The following is a 21,486-nucleotide window of genomic DNA, read 5'->3' as shown; positions in this document are numbered from 1 at the left end:
CGGCGCCCGGCGCCCGGCGGGGGCCCGTACGGGGCAGTGCACGTGTGTACGCGTCGGGTGCCGGTGCCCGTGTGTACGCGTCGGCGCAGGTGCGCGGGTGTACGCGTCGGCGCATGCGTCGCGTCGGTGCGGGTGCGCGGGGCCCGCACAGGGCTGTACCGACCCGTTGGGCTCCATGGGGCGCCGCTCGCGGCAGGAGGCGGCCCGGGGCGGACCGCTACAGGGCTTCCTTGCGGGTGAGGTGGTTGAAGGCCAGCCAGCCGGGCAGGACCGGGAGCCACAGGGTGAGCAGCCGGTACAGCAGCACCGCGGGGGCGGCGACCTCCTTGGGCAGCCCGACCGCGATCAGACCGACCGTGAGGGTCGCCTCGACGGCGCCCACGCCGCCCGGTGTCGGGGCCGCCGAGCCGAGGGCGTTGCCGGCCAGGAACACCACGGCCACGCCCGCGATGCTGATCGACGTCGACTCGTCGCCGAACGCGCGGACGGAGGCGTCCAGGCACATCACGAAGCACCCGGTCAGCAGGAGCATGCCGCCGATGCCGGTGACCAGCTTCTGCGGGCGCTGCAGCACGTCCAGCATGCGCGGCACGACACCCGCGAACAGCGACCGCACCCGGGTCAGGACGAACTTCCGCAGGAAGGGCACCGACGTCACGACCAGGACCAGCACCGCGACGGTCAGCAGACCCGCGATCACCGTGCGCGAAGGCGAGAGGGACGGGGTCTTCTCGGTGCCCGTCAGATAGCCGAAGGCCAGCAGCATCAGGATGTGGCAGCCGAGACCGAACAGCTGCGACGCCCCGACACTCGCCACCGCGAGCCCCGGCCGCACGCCCGCGCGCTGCAGGAACCGGGTGTTCAGCGCGACCCCGCCCACCGCCGCCGGAGCGACGATCTTCACGAAGGACCCGGCGACCTGGGCCGCCACCGTCCGCAGGAACGGCACCCGCTCCGGCACGAACCCCAGCAGCGCCAGGGCCGCGGCGAAGTAGCTGGCCGCCGAGAACAGCACCGCCGCGGCCACCCAGCCCCACTGGGCGTTGGAGATCAGCGGCCCGAACTCGATGTGGGTGAGCTGCGTCAGCAGGAAGTACGCGCCGATCGCCCCGGCGATGAAGCTGATCAGCGTGCGCGGGCGGACCCGTTCCAGGCGGGCGGGCTCCACCGGGGCCTGCGGCCTGATCCGCAGCACCTCGTGCCGGATCTGGGTGAGCAGGTCCTCCTCGCGTGCCTCCTCCAGGGCGTCGTCGATGGCCCGCTTCTCGGCCCGCTGCTCCGCCCGCACCGCCTTCTTGTCCAGCCGTTCCGTCCGGTCCGACGGAGCGGAGCGGTCCGGGGAGCCGGTCGCCCCGGCCTGCTCCGCGCGCAGCAGCTTGGCCTGCCGGGACGCCTCCAGGACGGCCTCGCGCTCGCGTTCCGCCCGCTCCCGGGCCAGGCGGCGCAGGGTCGCCCGGGTGGAGCGGCTCAGCGCGATGGGCTGCAGCATCGGCAGGCAGTCGGCCACGGCGTCGGGCCCGAGCACGCTCACCGCGGACGCCACCGCGCGCTCCGCGCCCACCCGCAGGCCGAGGGTCACCAGCAGCTGGGAGGTGTCCATGCGCAGCAGCAGGTCACCGGCCGCGATCTCGCCGACGCGCATGTCGGTGAGGATGACGGTGCCGGAACGATCCACCAGGATGGCGTCGCCCACCAGCCTGCGGTGGGCGATCCGGCGGGACTGCAGCGCCCGCACCTGGTGCCAGGTGTCGCGCAGCAGCGCGTCGGTGATCTCCTCGTCGGGCAGCGAGTCCAGCGTGCGTCCGCCGGTGTGCTCGTAGACGAGCATGACCGCGTCGGGGCCCAGTTCGGAGGTCGCGATCAGCTTGGGGGCGTTGGCGCCGGCCGCGATGGCCGCGTACGCGAGCAGCGCCTCCTGCTCCAGGGCCTGGCGCAGCGACTGCAGGCTCCTGCGGGTGGCGAAGCCGCGCAGTGTCAGGTTGCGCCACGCCCGGTAGAAGAAGCCCTGCGCCTGCTGTTCGCGGTCCACGACGGTCACGTCCAGCGGCGGACCGTCCTCCAGGGTGACGAAGTACCTGCGGCCCCGGTCGCCCGTCTCGGTGGCGTCGGGCGCCTCCACGCGGGACGCGGTCACCGGGCGGAAGCCGACGGTCCGCAGGCCCGCCATGAGGTTGCGTCCGGTGGGCCGGACGTTGGGCGAGCCGACGGCGTAGAGGGTGCCGTAGGCCACGCTCCAGCCGATCAGCACGGTCAGGATGATCGAGAACGGTGTCGTGTAGCCGGTGACCAGCATGGAGAACGCGTCGAGCAGCAGCACGACCCACAGCACCGCGCGCCAGCGCGGTCTGCGGGACATGCCCACGGCCGTCATGTACGCGATCACCGGGGCGAGGTAGCCGTGCACCGGGTCGGTCAGGGCGTGGATGTCGCCGGGGGAGGGCTGGGTGAGCGCCTCCTGGATCGAGGCGGGGGCCGCCTGGGCGACCCACAGGTCGGTCGCGAGGGTCACCCCGTGGGCGAGTACGGCGGCGAGCACACCGTCGGCGATGCGCAGCCCGTCGCGTTTGATCAGCCGTTCGATGGCGAAGGCGACCGGCACCAGCAGGATGGCGATGCTGGAGGCCAGGCCCGCGACCTTGATGAGCAGGTCGGGCGCCTGTCCGGTGCCCTTGTTGATGTCCTGTTCCAGGCCCGAGGTGGTGCCGTGGGCGAACGCGGCGATCGCCAGCAGCACCACCACGGCGAGCACGCCCACCAGGAGCCGCATGAGGTCCGACGGGCGGTGCACCCGCGCGGGCAGCAGCGGTTCGTCGCCTTCCACCTCGTCCACGTGCACGGTGTCGGAGGCGGGGTCCTCGAAGGGCCCCGGCCGGCGGGACGGGCGGTCCGCGGCGGCGCGGTGGGCCGGGGACGTCACGCCGGGCCCGCCGGGCTCAGCGGGCTCGCCGGGCTCATGGGACGCGGGCCCGTGAGCGGTTGCACCGGCTTCACCACCGGCTTCACCGGTCCTGCCGGGGGAGTCCTGGCCGTGCGCGTGCCCGTCGCGGGCGTCCGGGGCGGTCCGGCTGCGGGTGCGGCCGTCGCGGTCGCCATGGGCGTCCGGGGCGTCCGGGGTGTTCCGGTCGCGGGCGTCCGGGCCGTCCGAGCCGTCCGAGCCGTCCGGGCGGTCCGAACCGTCCGGGCGGTCCGGGTCGTCCGGGCGCGACGAAGCGCCAGGGGTGCCTTCCGCGTCCCCGGGGTGCGCACCCTGCTGCTTCATCGTCTCTTCTTGGTCTCGTATCACCAGTCACCGCCCGCACGATGGTGGCATGCCGAACCGGCACAAGGGGCAATCAGGGTCCACGTGCGGGGTCGCACAGTCTGCCCGAAAGGGATTCCCCGGGCGAGGCGTACGCACCCGTGCGATCCCCTTCCGTTGTCGGTGGGGTGGTGCAGGATGGGCGGGATGAGTCAGGAAAGCCTTCCGTCCGGTGCCGGCCCGGAGACCCCCGGTGCCCTGCCGGAGTACGCCGAGCGCGTGCTCGACGTGGCGGATCTCATCCCGCCGGGCCGGGTGATGACGTACGGGGACGTGGCCGAATGGCTGGGGGAGGGGGGTCCCCGGCAGGTCGGCCGGGTGATGGCCCTCTACGGAGGAGCCGTCCCGTGGTGGCGGGTCGTGCGGGCGGACGGGGTCCTCCTGCCCGGTCACGCGCTGCGCGCCCTCGGTCACTACCGCGAGGAGGGGACCCCCCTCAAGGAGGCGGGCCGGGCCGCGGAGGACCACCTGCCGCGCATCGACATGCGGCGTGCGCGGTGGGACGGGGGCGGCCGTGCGGAGGGTCACACCTGACAGCTTCGGCCATGCGGCGGACCGCGGTGGGGCAGGTGATCCGTACGGGGGAAGCGGGGCACCTCCGTGGCATGACGTACGTTCGAGACCCGAGGGGCTCACGGGACGGCGGTGCCCGAAGGGAAGAAGCGGAAGCTCTGCTTCCGGCCATCCCGTCGGCGTAGCGTCGGCTGCACGTGTCCCCCTCACCCCGCGACCACCGCCCTCCCCGCGCGGCGGTCCGCCCACCAGAACACCCACCAGGACCGGCGAACCACGTGAGCTCCTCTTCCTCCACCAGCGGCCTGTCGCACCCCCGGGTGCGCCGGGGAAGCCGTGGCGCCTATCGACTGGTCCGTACCCCGCCGCCCCGCTCCCACCCCCCTCGACTGGACGCCGCCCAGCGCGCCGTGGTTGAGCACGGCACCGGCCCGCTGCTCGTTCTCGCAGGTCCCGGCACGGGCAAGACCACCACGCTGGTCGAGTCCGTGGCCGAGCGCGTCGCCCGGGGCGGGGACCCCGAGCGCATCCTCGTGCTGACGTTCAGCCGCAAGGCGGCCGTCGAGCTGCGCGACCGCATGGCCCTGCGCATGGGCGCCGCGAGCGCCCCGCAGGCGACCACGTTCCACTCCTACTGCTACGCCCTGGTCCGGTCCCACCAGGACCACGACCTGTTCGTCGAACCGCTGCGGCTGCTGTCCGGCCCCGAGCAGGACGTCACCGTCCGCGAACTGCTCGCGGGTCAGGTCGACCTGGAGCGGCTCGGCCTCTCCCACGTGCGCTGGCCGGACGAACTGCGCGCCTGCCTGACCACCCGGGGCTTCGCGGACGAGGTCCGCGCGGTGCTCGCCCGCAGCCGGGAACTCGGCCTCTCCCCCGGCGCCCTGGACGCCTTCGCCCGCCGCATCGGCCGCCCCGACTGGCGCGCCGCCTCCGCCTTCCTCGCCGAGTACCTGGACGTCCTCGACCTCCAGGGCGTGCTCGACTACGCCGAACTGGTGCACCGCGCGGTGCTCCTCGCCCGCCGCCCCGAGGTGGCCGCCCGGCTCGCCGCGCAGTACGACGCCGTGTACGTCGACGAATACCAGGACACCGACGCCGCCCAGGTGCGGCTGCTGCGCGCCCTCGCCGGCGACGGACGCACCCTGGTCGCCCTCGGCGACCCGGACCAGTCGATCTACGCCTTCCGGGGCGCCGACGTGAACGGCATCCTCGAGTTCCCCCACGCCTTCCCCCGCGCCGACGGCCGTCCCGCCCCCGTCGAGGTACTGCGCACCTCCCGCCGTTCCGGGGCGGCCCTGCTCGCCGCCACCCGGCTGGTGACCCGGCGGATGCCGCTGCCCCGCCTGCCCGCCGAGCAGGTCCGCGCCCACCGGGAGCTGACCCCGGTGCGGGACGGCGGCCGGGTCGAGGTGTACACCTACCCGACGTCCGGCACGGAGCTGGACAACATCGCCGACATCCTGCGCCGGGCCCACCTGGAGGACGGCGTCCCGTGGGCCGAGATGGCCGTCCTGGTGCGCGCCGGCGCCCGCACCATCCCGGCGGTCCGCCGCGCCCTCACCTCGGCGGGCGTGCCCGTGGACGTCGACGGCAACGACGTACCTCTGCGCCACGAACCCGCGGTGGCACCCCTGCTGACCGCCCTGCGCGCGGTGGCGACGGCGGAGGCGGGCGGGACGACGGGTGCCGGGGCGGCATCGACGCCGGAAGCGGAGGCGGGGGCGGCCGCCGGACCCGATGCGGCACCGGAGGCCGGAACGGCCCCCGAAGCCCCGGCACCGCCGGAAGCGGAGGCCGGGACGAACACCGAAACCCCGGCACCGCCGGAAGCGGAGGCAAAGACAGGCACAGGCACAGACGCCGGCACAGGCACAGACGCCGGCACAGACACAGACACCGGCGACGCCCCCACGCCGGACACCGCTGCGACCCCGGCGGCCGGCCCCCAGGCGGACCCGGCCGACGACGCCGCCCCCGGCACCACGACCGCAGAGGCCGACGCCTGCTGGCTCGACACCGAGACCGCCCTCACCCTGCTCGCCTCGCCCCTCGCGGGCATGGACGCCGCCGATCTGCGGCGCCTCGGGCGGGCCCTGCGCGAGGAGGAGCGGGCGGCGGGCAACCCGCTGCCGCCGCCGTCCGACGTCCTCCTCACCCGGGCGCTCGCCGAACCGGAACGCCTGGCCGTCCACGACCCGGGGTACGCCCGCGGCGCCCAGCGGCTCGGCGCGCTGCTGCGGACGGCCCGCGAACGCCTGGCGCGCGGGGGCACCGCCGAGGAGGCCCTGTGGGACCTCTGGGACGGCACCCCCTGGCCGCAGCGGCTGGAGCGCGCCGCCCGGCGCGGCGGCGCGGCCGGACGGAACGCGGACCGCGACCTCGACGCGGTGTGCGCGCTGTTCGCGACCGCCGCCCGCGCGGAGGAACGCACCGGCGGCCGGGGCGCCCTGAACTTCCTGGAGGAGCTCGAGGCCGAGGACATCGCCGCCGACACCCTCACCCGCCGTGCCGTGCGCCCCGACGCCGTACGGCTGATGACCGCGCACCGGTCCAAGGGCCTGGAGTGGCGCCTGGTCGTGCTGGCCGGCGTCCAGGAGGGCCTGTGGCCCGACCTGCGCCGCCGGGGTTCCCTCCTGGAGGCCGACCGCATCGGCCGCGACGGGCTCGCCGAACCCCTCACCCCGGGCGCCCTGCTCACCGAGGAGCGCCGGCTGTTCTACGTCGCGGCCACGCGGGCCCGGGAGCGGCTCGTGGTGACCGCCGTGAAGGCCCCCGCGGACGACGGCGACCAGCCCTCCCGCTTCCTGACCGAACTCGGCGTCGAGCCCAGGGACGTCACCGGGCGCCCGCGACGCCCCCTGTCCGTGGCGGCGCTCGTCGCGGAACTGCGCGCCACCACCGTCGACCCCCGGGTCTCCGACGGCCTGCGGGAGGCGGCCGCCCACCGCCTGGCCCGGCTCGCCGCCCTCGCCGACGAGGACGGACGGCCCCTGGTGCCGTCCGCGCACCCCTACCGCTGGTGGGGCATGTTCGACGCCACCGAGTCCAAGGTGCCGCTGCGCCGGCGCGACCAGCCCGTCGTGCTCTCCGGCAGCGCCCTCGACCAGCTCGCCAACACCTGCACCCTCCAGTGGTTCCTGGGCCGCGAGGTCAAGGCCGACGCCCCCGCGACCGCCGCGCAGGGCTTCGGCAACGTGGTGCACGTCCTGGCGGACGAGGTGGCGTCCGGGCACACCCCCGCCGACCTCGCCGTGCTCATGGAGCGCCTGGACTCCGTCTGGAACGCGCTGGCCTTCGACGCGCCGTGGAAGTCGGCCCAGGAGAAGGAGAACGCGCGTGCCGCGCTGGAACGCTTCCTGAGGTGGCACGTCATGGACCGCACCGGCCGCACCCCGGTCGCCAGCGAACACGACTTCGACGTCACCCTCGAAGCCGGCGACACCCAGGTCCGCATCCGGGGCCAGATGGACCGGGTCGAGGCCGACGGCGAGGGACGCGCCTACGTCGTCGACTTCAAGACCGGCAAGCAGGCGCCCAGCGGCAAGGAGGTGGAACGCCACCCCCAGCTCGCCGTGTACCAGCTCGCCGTCCGCGAGGGCGCCGTCGACGAGGTCTTCGACGGTGCGCGTCCCGAACCGGGCGGCGCCGAACTCGTCCACCTCCGGCAGGGCGCCGCCCGCCGGGACGGCGGGGAGACCCTGCCCAAGGTGCAGGCGCAGGAGCCGCTGACCGGCGAGTGGGTCGGCGACCTGCTGGCCACCGCCGCCGGCAAGGTCCTCGACGAGAGGTTCGCCCCCACCGCCGGCCAGCACTGCGCCCACTGCGCGTTCCGGGCGTCGTGCAGCGCCCGCCCCGAAGGGCGGCACGTGGTGGAGTGAGGCCGGTGTGACGCTTCGCACCACCCGCTCCCACCTGCGGTTTCGCGGGGACCCGGAGGTGGGCGGGACGTCGCTGTCGGTGCCCGCCGCTAGCCTCTGCGTGTGCCCGCTCGCCTCACCGATCCCGAACAGCTCAAGGAGCTCCTCGGCATCCCGTTCACGCCGGAGCAGACGGCCTGCATCACCGCGCCGCCCGCCCCGCAGGTGATCGTGGCCGGAGCCGGGTCGGGCAAGACGACGGTGATGGCGGCCCGCGTGGTCTGGCTGGTCGGCACCGGGCAGGTCGCACCGGAGCAGGTGCTCGGCCTCACCTTCACCAACAAGGCGGCCGGCGAACTCGCCGAACGCGTCCGCAAGGCGCTGATCAAGGCCGGCGTCACCGATCCCGACCGGCTCGACCCGGACGACCCGCCGGGCGAACCGGTGATCTCCACCTACCACGCCTTCGCCGGACGGCTGCTGACCGACCACGGCCTGCGCATCGGCCTCGAACCGGCCTCCCGGCTCCTCGCCGACGCCACCCGCTACCAGCTCGCCGCCCGGGTGCTGCGCGAAGCCCCCGGCCCCTATCCCGCGCTCACCCGCTCCTTCGCCGACCTGGTCGCCGACCTCCTCACCCTCGACAGCGAGCTGTCCGAGCACCTCGTCCGGCCCGAGGAGCTGCGGGCCCACGACACGGACCTGCTGCGCACCCTGGAGGGCGCCCGGCTCAGCAACGACGACCTGCGCAAGGTCCCCGAGGCCGCGGCCGCCCGCCGCGAGCTGGCCGACCTCGTCCTGCGCTACCGGGCCGCCAAACGCGAACGCGACCTGCTCGACTTCGGCGACCAGATCGCACTGTCCGCCCGCCTCGCGGCGATCCCCGACGTGGGCCGGGCGCTGCGCGAGGAGTTCCGGGTGGTACTCCTCGACGAGTACCAGGACACCTCCGTCGCGCAGCGCGTGCTGCTCGCGGGCCTCTTCGGCGAGGGCACCGGCCACCCGGTGACCGCCGTCGGCGACCCCTGCCAGGCCATCTACGGCTGGCGCGGCGCCTCCGTCGCCAACCTCGACGACTTCCCCGAGCACTTCGCCCGCTCCGACGGCCGCCCCGCCACCCGCCAGGCGCTCAGCGAGAACCGCCGCAGCGGCGGCCGCCTGCTGGACCTCGCCAACGGACTGGCCGCGCCCCTGCGCGCGATGCACGCGGGCGTCGAAGCCCTCCGCCCCGCCCCGGGCGCCGAACGCGACGGCACCGTGCGCTGCGCCCTGCTGCCCACCCACGCCGAGGAGATCGACTGGATCGCCGACTCCCTGGCCCACCTCGTCCGCACCGGCACCGCCCCCGGCGAGATCGCGGTCCTGTGCCGCACGGCCGCCGACTTCGCCGAGATCCAGGGCGCCCTGGTCGCCCGGGACGTCCCCGTCGAGGTCGTCGGCCTGTCCGGACTGCTGCACCTGCCCGAGATCGCCGACCTGGTCGCCGTCTGCGAGGTCCTCCAGGACCCCGGGGCCAACGCTTCCCTGGTGCGGCTGCTCACCGGCCCGCGCTGGCGCATCGGCCCGCGCGACCTCGCCCTGCTCGGCCGCCGTGCCCGGCACCTGGTCACTCACGCGCGCGCGGCCGACGACGACCCCGACCGGCGGCTCGCGGAGGCGGTCGAGGGCGTCGACCCGTCCGAGGTGATCTCCCTCGCCGACGCCCTCGACACGTTCCTCGAAACCCCGATGGACGGCCACGGCGACGACGGCCTGCCCTTCTCCGCCGACGCCCGGGTGCGCTTCGCCCGCCTGGCCGCCGAACTGCGCGACCTGCGGCGCTCCCTCGCGGACCCCCTCATGGACGTCCTGCACCGCGTCCTCGCCGTCACCGGCCTGGAGGTCGAACTGTCGGCGTCCCCGCACGCCCTCGCCGCCCGCCGCCGCGAGACCCTCTCCAACTTCCTCGACATCGCCGCCTCCTTCGCCGCGGGCGACGGCGAGGCCACCCTGCTCGCCTTCCTGGGCTTCCTGCGCACCGCGGCGCAGTACGAGAAGGGCCTGGACAACGCCCTGCCCGGCGGCGAGAACACCGTGAAGGTGCTCACCGCCCACAGATCCAAGGGTCTGGAGTGGGACGTGGTGGCGGTGCCCGGCCTGGTCAAGGGCACCTTCCCCAGCAGCCGGGGCCGCGAGAAGTGGACCGCCCAGGGCAAGGTGCTCCCGCACGCGCTGCGCGGCGACGCCGACACCCTGCCCGACGTCCCGTCCTTCGACGCGCGGGGCCTGAAGGCCTTCCACGAGGCCATGAAGGACCACCAGCACACCGAGGAACTGCGCCTCGGCTACGTCACCCTCACCCGCCCCCGCTCGCTGCTCCTCGGCTCCGGCCATTGGTGGGGGCCCAGCCAGAAGCGGCCGCGCGGCCCTTCCGAGTTCCTGCTCGCCCTGTACGACCACTGCGTCGCCGGTCACGGCGAGATCGAGGCGTGGGCGGAGGAGCCCGCCGAGGGCGAGGAGAACCCGGTCCTCCACCGGCCCGACGGTGACCAGGTCTGGCCCCTGCCCCTCGACAGCGCCGCCCTCGCCCGGCGCCGCGCCGCCGCCGACACCGTCCTGGCCCACCTCGACGCCCTCGCCGCCGACGAGCCGGGCGGCGCCCCGGACGTCCCCGCCCCCACGGACCCGTACGACGACCCCGACTGGCCGCCGCCGCCCGCCGACGAGGAACTCCTCCCGGACGACGAGGCCCTCGGGGGCCCTTGGTCCGGGGACCCCTTCCCCGAGGACCCCGCCGCCTTCCCCGGGGACGAGGGCCCCGTCCCCGACGGCGACCCGTTCTCCGACGACGACCCCTTCCGGGACGATCCCTTCCGGGACGCCCCCTTCCCGGGCGACCCCTTCGCCGGCGGCGACAGCTCTCGCGCCGCCGACGGCCCTCGCACCGCGGACGGCTCTTGTGCCGTCGACGGCCCTCGTACCGCCGACGGCTCCGGCACCCCGGAGACCGGCGACGCCCCCCTCCCCGACGGCCCGCCGGGCCCCCGCCCCGGCCACGGGCGCTCCGCCCCCGACGCCGGCCCCTCCGCCCGCCCCGTCGTCCCGCACCAGGCCACCCGCCCCGGCCCCGGCGTGGACGCGCCGGGCGATCACCGGGCCGCCCACGGGACCCCCGCTCGGGACCCTCGCCTCACCCCCGAGGAAGCCCGCACGGTGGCCTCCTGGGACCGTGACCTCGACGCCCTCACCGGGGAGCTGCTGCGCGCCCGTGATCGTGTCACCGAGGTGGCCCTGCCCCCCTCCCTCACCGCCTCCGAGGTGCAGCGCCTGGCGGCCGACCCCGACGGCTTCGCCCGCGAGCTCGCCCGGCCCATGCCGCGCCCGCCGCAGCCCGCGGCCCGCCGGGGCACCCGCTTCCACGCCTGGGTCGAAGCACGCTTCGAGGCCCTGACGCTGCCCCTGCTCGACCCCGACGACCTGCCGGGCGCCGACGACACCGGCATCGCCGACGAACAGGACCTGCAGGCCCTCAAGGACGCCTTCGAGCGCACCGAGTACGCCCACCGCACGCCGTACCGCGTCGAGGCGCCCTTCCAGCTGACGCTCGCCGGGCGGGTGGTCCGCGGCCGCATCGACGCCGTCTACCGGGACGACGACGGCGGGCGGGTGACGTACGAGATCGTCGACTGGAAGACCGGTCGCGGCCGCGACGCCGACCCCCTCCAGCTCGCCGTCTACCGCCTCGCCTGGGCCGAACAGCAGGCCGTCCCGCCGGAGTCCGTGACCGCCGCGTTCCTGTACGTCCGCACCGGCGAAGTGGTCCGCCCCGACCCCCTGCCCGGCCGCGCCACGCTGGAACGGCTGCTCAGCGGGGATCCGCCCGGTGAGATACCGCACTCCGAGGACGCCGGGGCGGGCCGTTAGGCTCGTGACCATGAGCCAGCCCGTTGACAGTGCCGTCGACGCCGTCCGTACCTACATCGGGGAGCACCGCGCCGCCTTCCTCGACGACCTCGCCGAGTGGCTGCGCATCCCCTCCGTGTCGGCCCAGCCCGACCACGCCCCCGACGTACACCGCAGCGCCGCCTGGCTCGCCGACGCCCTCCGGCGGATCGGCTTCCCGGTGACCGAGGTGTGGCAGACCCCCGGCGCCCCGGCCGTCTACGCCGAGTGGCCCTCTGACGACCCCGCCGCCCCCACCGTCCTGGTCTACGGCCACCACGACGTGCAGCCCGCCGCCCGCGAGGACGGCTGGGACAGCGAACCCTTCGAGCCCGTCGTGCGCGGCAACCGCCTGTACGCGCGCGGCGCCGCCGACGACAAGGGCCAGGTCTTCTTCCACACCCTCGGCGTCCGCGCCCACCTCGCGACCACGGGCCGCACCAGCCCCGCCGTCCACCTCAAGCTGCTCGTGGAGGGGGAGGAGGAGTCCGGTTCCCCGCACTTCCGGGCCCTCGTCGAGGAGCACGCCGACCGCCTCGCCGCCGACGCCGTGATCGTCTCCGACACCGGCATGTGGGCCGAGGACACCCCGACCGTGTGCACGGGGATGCGGGGCCTCGCCGAGTGCGAGATCCGTCTGCACGGCCCCGACCAGGACATCCACTCCGGCTCCTTCGGCGGTGCCGTCCCCAACCCGGCCACCGCCGTGGCCCGGCTGGTGGCCGCCCTGCACGACGACCGGGGGCGCGTGGCCGTCCCCGGCTTCTACGACGGCATCGTCGGCCTCACCGACCGGGAGCGGGAACTCTTCGCCGAGCTGCCCTTCGACGAACGGCAGTGGCTGGCCACCGCCAGGTCCCGCGCCACCGAGGGCGAGGCCGGCTACACCACCCTGGAACGCGTCTGGGCCCGCCCCACCGCCGAGGTCAACGGCATCGGCGGCGGCTACCAGGGCGACGGCAGCAAGACGATCATCCCGTCGTCGGCCATGGTCAAGCTGTCGTTCCGGCTCGTCGCCGGACAGGAGCCCGACCACATCGAGAAGGCCGTCCGCGCGTGGGTGGCCGGCCGGGTGCCCGACGGCATCCGCAGCGACGTCGTCTTCCGCCCCGCCACCCGCCCCTGCCTCACCCCGCTCGACCACCCCGCCCTCCGGTCCGTCGCCCGCTCCATGGGCCGGGCCTTCGACCGCCCCGTGCGCTTCACCCGCGAGGGCGGCTCCGGCCCCGCCGCCGACCTCCAAGACGTCCTCGGCGCGCCGGTGCTCTTCCTCGGCATCTCCGTGCCGTCCGACGGCTGGCACGCACCGAACGAGAAGGTCGAACTCGATCTGCTCCTCAAGGGCGTCGAGACCACCGCGTACCTGTGGGGCGACCTGGCCGAACACTGGCGGCACGATCCCTGACCCGACCGTGCCGCCCGGTCCGGCCGCCCGCGCGGGGCACACTGGAAGGACCCCACCGCAGCGTGCCGCCGGGCCGGTCCCCGCCCGCCGCCCGCACCACCGCCCGCGACCCGACCCGTTCCACCGGGGGAGTTGGAAGCACCCGTGACCACCTGGACCGACCACACCGCCGACCGCCCCGTCTCGCTCACCGCCCCCAGCGGTATCGACCGCGCCGCCCACCACCGTCTCGACGAGGCGTGGCTCGCGGCGGCGTGGAGCCACCCGTCGACGCGCTGCTTCGTGGTCTCCGGCGGCCAGGTCCTCCTCGACGAGACGCCCGACGGGCGGACCGAACTCGTCATGACGCCCTCCTTCGAGGCCCCGCTCACGGAGGCGCACCGCTACTTCCTGGGCATCGACCAGGACGGCGTGAGCTACTTCGCCCTGCAGAAGGACTCCCTGCCCGGCCGCATGGACGACTCCGCCCGCCCGGCCGGCCTGCGCGAGGCGGGACTGCTGCTGTCCCCGCGCGACGCCGGCCTGATGGTGCACGCCGTCGCGCTGGAGAACTGGCAGCGCCTGCACCGCTTCTGCTCCCGCTGCGGCGAACGCACCGTCATCGCCGCCGCCGGCCACATCCGCCGCTGCCCCGCCTGCGGCGCCGAGCACTACCCGCGCACCGACCCCGCCGTGATCATGGCCGTGGTCGACCGGGACGACCGCATCCTCCTCGGCCGCCAGGTCCACTGGCCGGAGGGCCGCTTCTCGACGCTGGCCGGGTTCGTGGAGCCGGGCGAGTCCATCGAGCAGTCGGTGCGCCGCGAGGTCCACGAGGAGGTCGGCATCGACGTCGGCGAGGTCGAGTACCTCGCCAGCCAGCCGTGGCCCTTCCCCTCCAGCCTGATGCTCGGCTTCGTCGCCCGCGCCACCTCGACCCGCATCGAGGTGGACGGTGACGAGATCCACGAGGCCCGCTGGTTCTCCCGCGACGAACTCGACGCCGCGTTCACCTCCGGAGAGGTCCTGCCGCCCTACGGCATCTCCATCGCGGCCCGCCTGATCGAACGCTGGTACGGCAAGCCCCTCCCCACTCGCACCGCGTTCTGACGCGACGCCCGTCGCACGGGCGCGTCCTGCGGGGCCGGGGAGGGGGGTGGTGTCGGAGCTGCACGAAGTCCCGGACCGAGGCGGCTCGGGGACCTCTTTCGAGCCACCCCCCTTGGCCGCGCCTCCGCCGTACGGCGGCAGCAGACCGGCCCGACGCCTCGCAGCGTACGGGCGACCACTGACAACGCCGCCGCGCCACCTGCGCACCACCGTCGCACCGGGGCACTGCGCACCGCGGCACCGGACAGGGCACCGGGCCCGGAGCCCGGACAGCAGTGGGCTCCCCCGGTCACGGCGACCGGGGGAGCCCACTGACACGGGGGACGTCAGACCGCGAGGGCCTGCTTGACCTGGGCCAGGCTCGGGTTCGTCATCACGACCTCCTCGCCGCCCCCGGAGGGGAGCACGCGCACCGTCGGAACCGTCTGGTTGCCCCCGTTCGCCTTCTCGACGAACGCGGCCGACTCCGGGTCCTGCTCGATGTTGATCTCGGTGTACGCGATGCCCTCGCGGTCCATCTGGCTCTTCAGCCGGCGGCAGTAGCCGCACCACGTGGTGCTGTACATCGTCACAGTGCCCGGCATGTCGTTCGCTCTCCTTCGGCGGCTCGGGTAGGTGCCTGTCCACCGGGGAACGTACGCCGGTGCCCCGCCATTCCCGGCGGTCGGGACCCGGGCGCGGGCGCAGCGACGCCTGCCGCCCGCCGGAGTGACGGGCGTCGCATCGGCCGGGGTGACACCGGTCGCATCAGTACGACTGCGAGGCGTCGCCTGTGGACAACCTGCCCATCCGTCTCCGGCGACCTGGCAGCATGGCCGTGTGACAGCAGCAACGCACTCCCCCCTCTTCCCGCAGGTACCGGACTCGGCCGACGCGGTGCTCGAAGGGCTCGACCCCGAGCAGCGCGAGGTGGCCACCTCGCTGCACGGCCCGGTGTGCGTGCTGGCGGGCGCGGGCACCGGCAAGACCCGGGCGATCACCCACCGGATCGCCTACGGGGTGCGCGCCGGGATCCTCCAGCCGTCCAGCGTGCTCGCCGTCACCTTCACCAACCGTGCCGCGGGGGAGATGCGCGGCCGGCTCCGGCAGCTCGGCGCGGCCGGAGTCCAGGCCCGCACCTTCCACTCGGCGGCGCTGCGGCAGCTCCAGTACTTCTGGCCGAAAGCGATCGGCGGTTCGCTGCCCCGGCTCGTCGACCGCAAGATCCAGCTGGTCGCCGACGCGGCCGCCGCCTGCCGCATCCGGCTGGACCGCGGGGAACTGCGGGACGTCACCGCGGAGATCGAGTGGGCCAAGGTCACCCAGACCGTCCCCGCCGACTATCCGCTCGCTGTCGCGAAGGTCTCGCGCGAGGCGCCGCGCGATCCGGCGGAGATCGCCCAGCTGTACGCCGCCTACGAGGAGCTCAAGCGGGAGCGCGTCGTCATCGACTTCGAGGACGTGCTGCTGCTCACCGTCGCCGTCCTCCAGGACCGCCAGGACGTGGCCGAACAGGTGCGCGCCCAGTACCAGCACTTCGTCGTCGACGAGTACCAGGACGTCAGCCCGCTCCAGCAGCGGCTGCTGGAGCTGTGGCTCGGCGACCGGGACAGCCTGTGCGTGGTCGGTGACGCCAGTCAGACGATCTACTCGTTCACGGGTGCGACGCCGGACCACCTCCTCGACTTCCGCACCCGGCACCCCGGCGCGACCGTGGTCAAGCTGGTCCGCGACTACCGCTCCACCCCGCAGGTCGTCCGGCTGGCCAACGGTCTGCTCGCCCAGGCGAGCGGCCGCGCCGCGGACCACCGGCTGGAACTCGTCTCCCAGCGCGCGGGGGGACCCGAGCCGGTCTTCACCGAGTACGGGGACGAACCCGCCGAGGCCGAGGGGACCGCGCGCCGGGTCCGCGAGCTGATCGACGCGGGAGTCCGGGCGAGCGAGATCGCCGTCCTGTTCCGCACCAACGCCCAGTCCGAGACGTACGAGCAGGCCCTCGCCGACGCCGGCGTGCCGTACCAGCTGCGGGGCGCCGAGCGGTTCTTCGACCGCCCCGAGGTGCGCAGGGCGATCGCCGCCCTGCGCGCCGCCGCCCGCTTCGGCGGGAACGACGCCCTGCTCGACGACGCGCCCGACCTGCCGTCCCAGGTGCGCGCCGTGCTGTCGGGGGAGGGCTGGACGGCCCAGCCGCCGGCGGGTTCGGGCGCCGTGCGGGAGCGTTGGGAATCGCTGGCCGCACTGGTGCACCTCGCCCAGGACTTCGTGGCCGCGAGGAACGGCGCCACCCTCGCCGACCTGGTCACCGAGCTCGACGAACGGATCGGCGCGCAGCACGCCCCGACCGTGCAGGGCGTCACCCTCGCCTCCCTGCACTCGGCCAAGGGCCTGGAATGGGACGCCGTGTTCCTCGTCGGAGTGGCCGAGGGCATGATGCCGATCACCTACGCGAGGACCGACGAGCAGGTCGAGGAGGAGCGCCGGCTCCTCTACGTCGGCGTCACCCGCGCCCGTGAACGGCTCCACCTGTCGTGGTCGCTCTCCCGTTCCCCCGGCGGCCGTCCGAACCGCCGGCCCAGCCGCTTCCTGGACGGACTGCGGCCCGGGTCGGGCACCGGCCCCGGCCGCGCCGGCGCGGGCGGCGCGGGCGGAGTGGAACGCGGCTTCCCGGGCCGGGCGCCGGGCGCCCGGGGACCGGGTGCCGCGGCGCCCGGGCGGGGCCGCGGACAGCGCAGCCCCGCGCGCTGCCGGGTCTGCGGCCGCACCCTGACGGACGGCGGCGAGCTGAAGCTGCTGCGGTGCGAGGAGTGCCCCTCCGACATGGACGAGGGGCTCTACGAGCGGCTGCGGGAGTGGCGCGCGGAGCAGGCGCGGCGCAGCGGACAGCCGGCCTTCTGCGTCTTCACGGACAAGACGCTGATGGCGATCGCCGAGTCCGACCCCGCGGACGAGCACGAGCTGGCCCGCATCCCGGGCGTCGGCATGCGGAAGCTGGGCCGCTACGGTGCCGACGTCCTGGCCATCTGCGCAGGCCGCGAGGTCGCCGGGAGCAAGGATCAGGACTGATCCCAACTCGTCGGAAAAATAGTTTGCGCATGCCCCGGGAATCCCCATAGGTTCTTGGGCAAGGGAACGGAGGCCTTCTCGGAGGTCCCGATTCCGTGTTGTACTTGTTCATCCGTCGGACTGGCTCACCCCAGTCCCCGATGCGCCGAGAGGAGGCGAGCCCAATGATCAGCATCACCAGCAACTCCGTCGTCAAAATGACCGATCGTCCGGCCGTCTCCCTGTGCATGCTCGGCGCCTCGAACCAGGGCACCCGTGTGTCCGGCATCGATGCCGCACGCCCGGCGTCCCTTCTTGCTCCCGCGGGCTTTGCCGTCCGTGAGCGCAACATGCGACCGACCGAGGCACTGGAAGCAGTAGTGGCACAGGCCGAGGCCTATGCCTTTGCGGCAGCCGGTGCCGGATTCCGGAAGCAGACGACGCAGCACCACCTGATGTGGGCCTTCCGTGGGCCAGAACCCTGGAGTGATCCAGCCTGATGCGATCAGGCCGGCGCCTTCAGGGCCGCGGAACCCCATCCGGGATCCGCGGCCCTTCTGTTTGTCCACGAACGTGGGCGACACCGATGAAGGTGCCTCGGGGCAGAGAGCAGAACCCGGTACCAGCCGCCATACCGGCCAACCGGCCGGAAACGACCAGACGACCAGACGAGGACAACGAACCGTGCAACTCGAAGCGCACGCCCCGTCCGTACCGCCGTCCGACACGATCCCCAAGCCTGGCTCCACGGAGGACCCGACCTTGACTCCGCTCACCGCGCTCACCGCGCTCGACGACGCCATCGAGAACCTCGGCGTGCCCGTCCCGTGCCGTTCCTACGACCCGGAGGTCTTCTTCGCCGAGTCCCCGGCGGACGTCGAGTACGCCAAGTCCCTCTGCCGTACCTGCCCGCTGGTCGAGGCCTGCCTCGCCGGTGCCAAGGAGCGGCGTGAGCCGTGGGGCGTCTGGGGTGGGGAGCTGTTCGTCCAGGGCGTCGTCGTCGCCCGGAAGCGGCCGCGTGGCCGCCCGCGCAAGAACCCGGTCACGGCATGAACACCCCCGGCACGATCGACCGCCCCCTCACGCACGACCCCCAGAAGCAGGCCCCGATGATCCCGTCCGCTCACGAGCCCTCCGGCTCCGCGACCGAAGACTTCACCACCAGTGGCGCGAACGACTCGCGCCAGAACAGGACCCGAGAGATGCAACTCATCCCCGAAGCCATGGCTCGTGCCCATATGCGCGAGCGGCTCGACGAGGCGCAGCGTGAACGTCAGGCCGTGCGCCTGGTGACCGCGCGCCGCATGCAGCGCCGTGCCGAGCGCGCCTCCCGGCGCGCCCGCCGGGCGCTCGCCATGGCGGTCATGCAGTGACCGACGCTTCGAGAGCCGGGTCTCCGGAACCGGAGACCCACCCTCTTCCGCGGGGGCCGGTCCGTACCGAACGGACCGGCCCCCGCGCCGCGTTGTGCCGCGCCGCGCCGCGTACCGTGCGGCCGGCCGGCCGCGGGGCGGAGGCCGCGGGAGTCACGAGTCGGCCCGACGGCGGTGAGGACGACGGCTCCGCGCAGACGCCGGCGGTAATTCCGCCGTGCGCCCGCCGCAGGACCGGCCGCCGAGGCGCCCGGGCGACCTGACCTGGACGGTATCCGTGGCGGACGGCGTCCGGCGGGCAGCGCCCCGTCACACCCGGGGAACCCCTCAGGGACCCCCCTGGGCCACACCCCTCTTCCCAGCCCGGCCGCCGGTGCGGCGCGGGCCGCGTCTCACGCCTCGGCGGCCGGCGCCTCCCGCACCGGCTCCTCGGGGACGAACCCCGGCAGCCACTCCTCCAGTTCGCCCCGCAGCCGCACCGTCGCCCCGAGCTGGCACAGCACCCCGATCGTGCTCAGCGTCACCCGGTGGATCAGCAGGTACGCCGGGGGCAGGTTGAGCCTGCTGCCCAACTGGTAGGCGGGGGAGCGGGGATCGGCGATGCGGGCGGCCTGGGTGCGCATCCAGCCCCGGGTGAAGGTGAACGCGTCGGCCTGCGCCGGTTCGATGATCGGGAGCAGGTAGTCGAGGACCGCGTCCGGGTCCAGCTCGATGGACTCCTTCACGAAGCCCTCGGTGCACAGCATCGTGTAGACGGCCTCGGCCTCGCCGTCCAGCGTCATGCGCAGGGCCTCACCGATGATCGGGGGCAGTCCGCCGGGGAGGCGGTCGACGGTGCCGAAGTCCAGCACCCCCAGCCGCCAGTCGTCCTCCCCCTCAGGGCCGCCGGGCAGCAGCCGGAAGTTCCCCGGGTGCGGATCGGCGTGCAGCAGACCGGTGCGCGCCGGACCGGAGAACAGGAAACGCGCCAGGAGCTGGCCGGCGCGGTCGCGCTGCTCCTCGGTGCCGTCCGAGATGATCTCCGAGAGCGGGATGCCGTCCATCCACTCGGTGACCAGCACCTGCTCGCCCTGGTGCACCACGTTCGGGACGACGACGTCGGCGTCGTCGGTGAACTCGTCGGCGTGAGCCTGCTGTGCCTGGGCCTCCAGGCCGTAGTCCAGCTCCTCCGAGACCCGGTCCTTGAGCTCGGTGATCAGCGGCTTGACGTCCATGCCCGGGACCAGGGGGCCCAGCAGCCGCGCGAAACGGCTCAGCTGGTTGAGGTCGGAGAGCAGCGCCTCGCCGGCGCCGGGGTACTGCACCTTGACCGCGACCTCACGGCCGTCGTGCCACACGCCCCGGTGGACCTGGCCGATCGAGGCCGCGGCGGACGGCTTGTCCTCGAACTCCAGGAACAGCTCGCGCCAGTCCTCGCCGAGCCGCTCCTCCAGCACCGCGTGCACGCGTCGGGTCGGCATCGGAGGCGCCGCTTCCTGCAGCTTGGTGAGGGCGGCCCGGTACGGCCCCGCCACCTCCTCCGGCAGCGCGGACTCGAAGACCGACAGGGCCTGGCCGAACTTCATCGCCCCGCCCTTCAGCTCGCCGAGGACCTTGAACAGCTGGTCGGCGGTGCGCTGCTGGAGTTCCCGGCCGACGAGTTCGGCGGACTCGCCCACGATCCGCTTGCCGAGCCCCCAGGTCGCCCGTCCGGCGATGCCGAGCGGGAGCGCGGCCAGCTTGGCGGTCCGGGTGACCGCCTTCCGGGGAAGATCAGACATGCGCCCTCCAAGTCCCTGCCGACCGCTGGGCGTCCACCTGGCGGCGTGACTCCTCCGACGGTCCTTGCCTGCCCATTGTTGCGCGTGCCCGCCCCTGTCCGGAGGGGTGTTCCCGCTCACCTTCCGCCGCGGCCCCGCACGGGCACGCCGGATGGGCCCGCACCGGGCGGTGCTGCCAGTGCATCACCGGTGCGGACACCTCCCACCGGGCGCCCGCACTCGACGGGACCCGGCCGTCGAGGAAGGCCAGCGCGTGAGCCGCGGCCAGTCCGGCCACCGTGACCGCCAGGGCCAGGTCGCAGGCCCCGACACGGTGCCCGCCGCCCGACCGCCACTGGGCGGCCAGGCGCGGCCAGGCCGGGTCGCGGTCGACACGCTCCTGCTGGAGGCAGCCCGCGCAGCCGGTGTCGCCGGGCAGGACCAGCGGGCCGACCACGCCGGTGCCCTCCACCACCCCGGCGTACAGGTGGGGAGTACCGGAGGCCAGCAGCGGCTCGGCGGTCGACGGGTGCGGGGCGTGCACGGCGACGTCGTCGCGCGGGGCGAGCACGACCAGGCCGAATCCGTGGCCGTCCGTCCCGGACCGGGACCGGGCCGTGCGCCGCGGGGGCCGCTCCGGTGCCGCCCGACGGGCCGCGCGGCGGGCGGCCTCGTCCCGGCGGTCGCCGACCGCCTCGGCGGGCAGCCCGCCCGGAGCGACGTCCCACGGTTCGACGCGTCCGGCGTCGCGCACGTCCACCTCCCCGACACCGGCTCCCGCCAGCAACGACGCCACAACGGCGCCCACCCGGCCCGCGCCCCGCACCTGCACCCGGGCCTGGCGGCGGGCCGCCAGGATCCGCAGCGCGTCCCCCGGACCGGAGGTGGTCACGGTGAGGGCGGCCAGGTCGGGACGCAACCGCTCCAGCACCTCCGGCCGGCCGCGCAGCGCCTCGGCGCCCGCACCGCCGCCCCTGGCGTCGTCGAGCAGGCCGGCCCGGGAGAGTCTGCGCACCAGCCGGTCCGCATGACCGTCGGGCAGATCCATGCGCCGCCCCTCCTCGCGCAGCAGCTCCAGGCCGCGGGTGCCGTTGAGCAGCTCCAGGAAGCCGCCGGTCGCCCGGTCCACCGGACCGAGCGTCACCGCGTGCGTCGGCGTCATGCCGAACTGCACGGTGTCGAGGTCACGCCAGCCGCGCCTGAGCGCGGGCTTCACCATCGGATGCATCGCAGGCCCCCGTACTGCCGGGTGTGGTTCTCGCCGGAG

13 protein-coding genes are annotated in these 21,486 nt (G+C 74.6%); 9 read left to right on the top strand and 4 right to left on the bottom strand.

The annotated features are described in order from the left end of the window. Positions 1–217 precede the first annotated feature (217 nt). Complete coding sequence (locus ACSU53_RS10050; RefSeq protein ID WP_437026560.1) at positions 218–3,259, bottom strand: lysylphosphatidylglycerol synthase domain-containing protein; 3,042 nt, start codon at positions 3,257–3,259, stop codon at positions 218–220. A gap of 186 nt (positions 3,260–3,445) precedes the next feature. Between ACSU53_RS10050 and ACSU53_RS10045 the strand changes: the two genes are divergently transcribed. The 5 genes from ACSU53_RS10045 to nudC all read left to right on the top strand — a co-directional run bounded on the left by ACSU53_RS10045 (position 3,446) and on the right by nudC (position 14,086). Further along, positions 3,446–3,832 carry an MGMT family protein gene (locus tag ACSU53_RS10045; protein WP_437026559.1) on the top strand — a complete coding sequence of 129 codons (387 nt, stop codon included), beginning with the start codon at positions 3,446–3,448 and terminating at the stop codon, positions 3,830–3,832. Positions 3,833–4,089: 257 nt separating this feature from the next. Next, positions 4,090–7,692 (top strand): ATP-dependent helicase, encoded by a 3,603-nt coding sequence (locus ACSU53_RS10040; protein WP_437026557.1) that lies wholly within the window; start codon positions 4,090–4,092, stop codon positions 7,690–7,692. A 102-nt stretch (positions 7,693–7,794) separates the two neighbouring features. Beyond that, on the top strand, positions 7,795–11,574 hold the full coding sequence (locus tag ACSU53_RS10035) for an ATP-dependent helicase (protein WP_437026555.1): 3,780 nt from the start codon (positions 7,795–7,797) through the stop codon (positions 11,572–11,574). Positions 11,575–11,584: 10 nt separating this feature from the next. Then, a complete protein-coding gene (locus tag ACSU53_RS10030) occupies positions 11,585–12,997 on the top strand; it encodes a dipeptidase (protein WP_437026553.1) in 1,413 nt (470 codons plus the stop codon). Positions 12,998–13,129: 132 nt separating this feature from the next. Further along, positions 13,130–14,086 (top strand): NAD(+) diphosphatase, encoded by a 957-nt coding sequence (gene nudC, locus ACSU53_RS10025; RefSeq protein WP_437026551.1) that lies wholly within the window; start codon positions 13,130–13,132, stop codon positions 14,084–14,086. A gap of 326 nt (positions 14,087–14,412) precedes the next feature. Here the strand turns inward: nudC and ACSU53_RS10020 are convergent, their stop codons facing one another. Beyond that, complete coding sequence (locus ACSU53_RS10020; RefSeq protein ID WP_437026549.1) at positions 14,413–14,670, bottom strand: mycoredoxin; 258 nt, start codon at positions 14,668–14,670, stop codon at positions 14,413–14,415. A 235-nt stretch (positions 14,671–14,905) separates the two neighbouring features. Here ACSU53_RS10020 and ACSU53_RS10015 point away from each other — a divergent pair, with 235 nt between their 5' ends. The 4 genes from ACSU53_RS10015 (at position 14,906) to ACSU53_RS10000 (ending at position 18,480) form a co-directional block, all read left to right on the top strand. Next, on the top strand, positions 14,906–17,128 hold the full coding sequence (locus tag ACSU53_RS10015; protein WP_437026547.1) for an ATP-dependent DNA helicase UvrD2: 2,223 nt from the start codon (positions 14,906–14,908) through the stop codon (positions 17,126–17,128). 164 nt (positions 17,129–17,292) lie between these two features. Next, complete coding sequence (locus ACSU53_RS10010) at positions 17,293–17,607, top strand: hypothetical protein (RefSeq protein WP_437026546.1); 315 nt, start codon at positions 17,293–17,295, stop codon at positions 17,605–17,607. 184 nt (positions 17,608–17,791) lie between these two features. After that, the gene (locus ACSU53_RS10005; protein WP_004983671.1) at positions 17,792–18,160 is read left to right on the top strand and encodes a WhiB family transcriptional regulator; all 369 of its coding nucleotides are present in this window, start codon (positions 17,792–17,794) and stop codon (positions 18,158–18,160) included. Further along, positions 18,157–18,480, top strand: a complete 324-nt coding sequence (locus tag ACSU53_RS10000; protein ID WP_437026544.1) for a hypothetical protein — start codon at positions 18,157–18,159, stop codon at positions 18,478–18,480. The genes ACSU53_RS10005 and ACSU53_RS10000 overlap by 4 nt, the downstream gene beginning before the upstream one ends. Before the next feature lie 392 nt (positions 18,481–18,872). On the opposite strand, the gene ACSU53_RS09995 is transcribed toward ACSU53_RS10000, so the two are convergent. Then, entirely contained in the window at positions 18,873–20,240 is a 1,368-nt protein-coding gene (locus ACSU53_RS09995; RefSeq protein ID WP_437026543.1) for an ABC1 kinase family protein, read from the bottom strand. After that, positions 20,233–21,447 carry a TOMM precursor leader peptide-binding protein gene (locus ACSU53_RS09990; protein ID WP_437026541.1) on the bottom strand — a complete coding sequence of 405 codons (1,215 nt, stop codon included), beginning with the start codon at positions 21,445–21,447 and terminating at the stop codon, positions 20,233–20,235. Before ACSU53_RS09990 ends, ACSU53_RS09995 begins: the two co-directional genes overlap by 8 nt. Between the last annotated feature and the right edge of the window lie 39 nt (positions 21,448–21,486).

This window comes from Streptomyces sp. enrichment culture (assembly GCF_964273255.1).
GTDB lineage: Bacteria > Actinomycetota > Actinomycetes > Streptomycetales > Streptomycetaceae > Streptomyces.
This window is presented reverse-complemented; position numbering and strand designations above follow the sequence as displayed.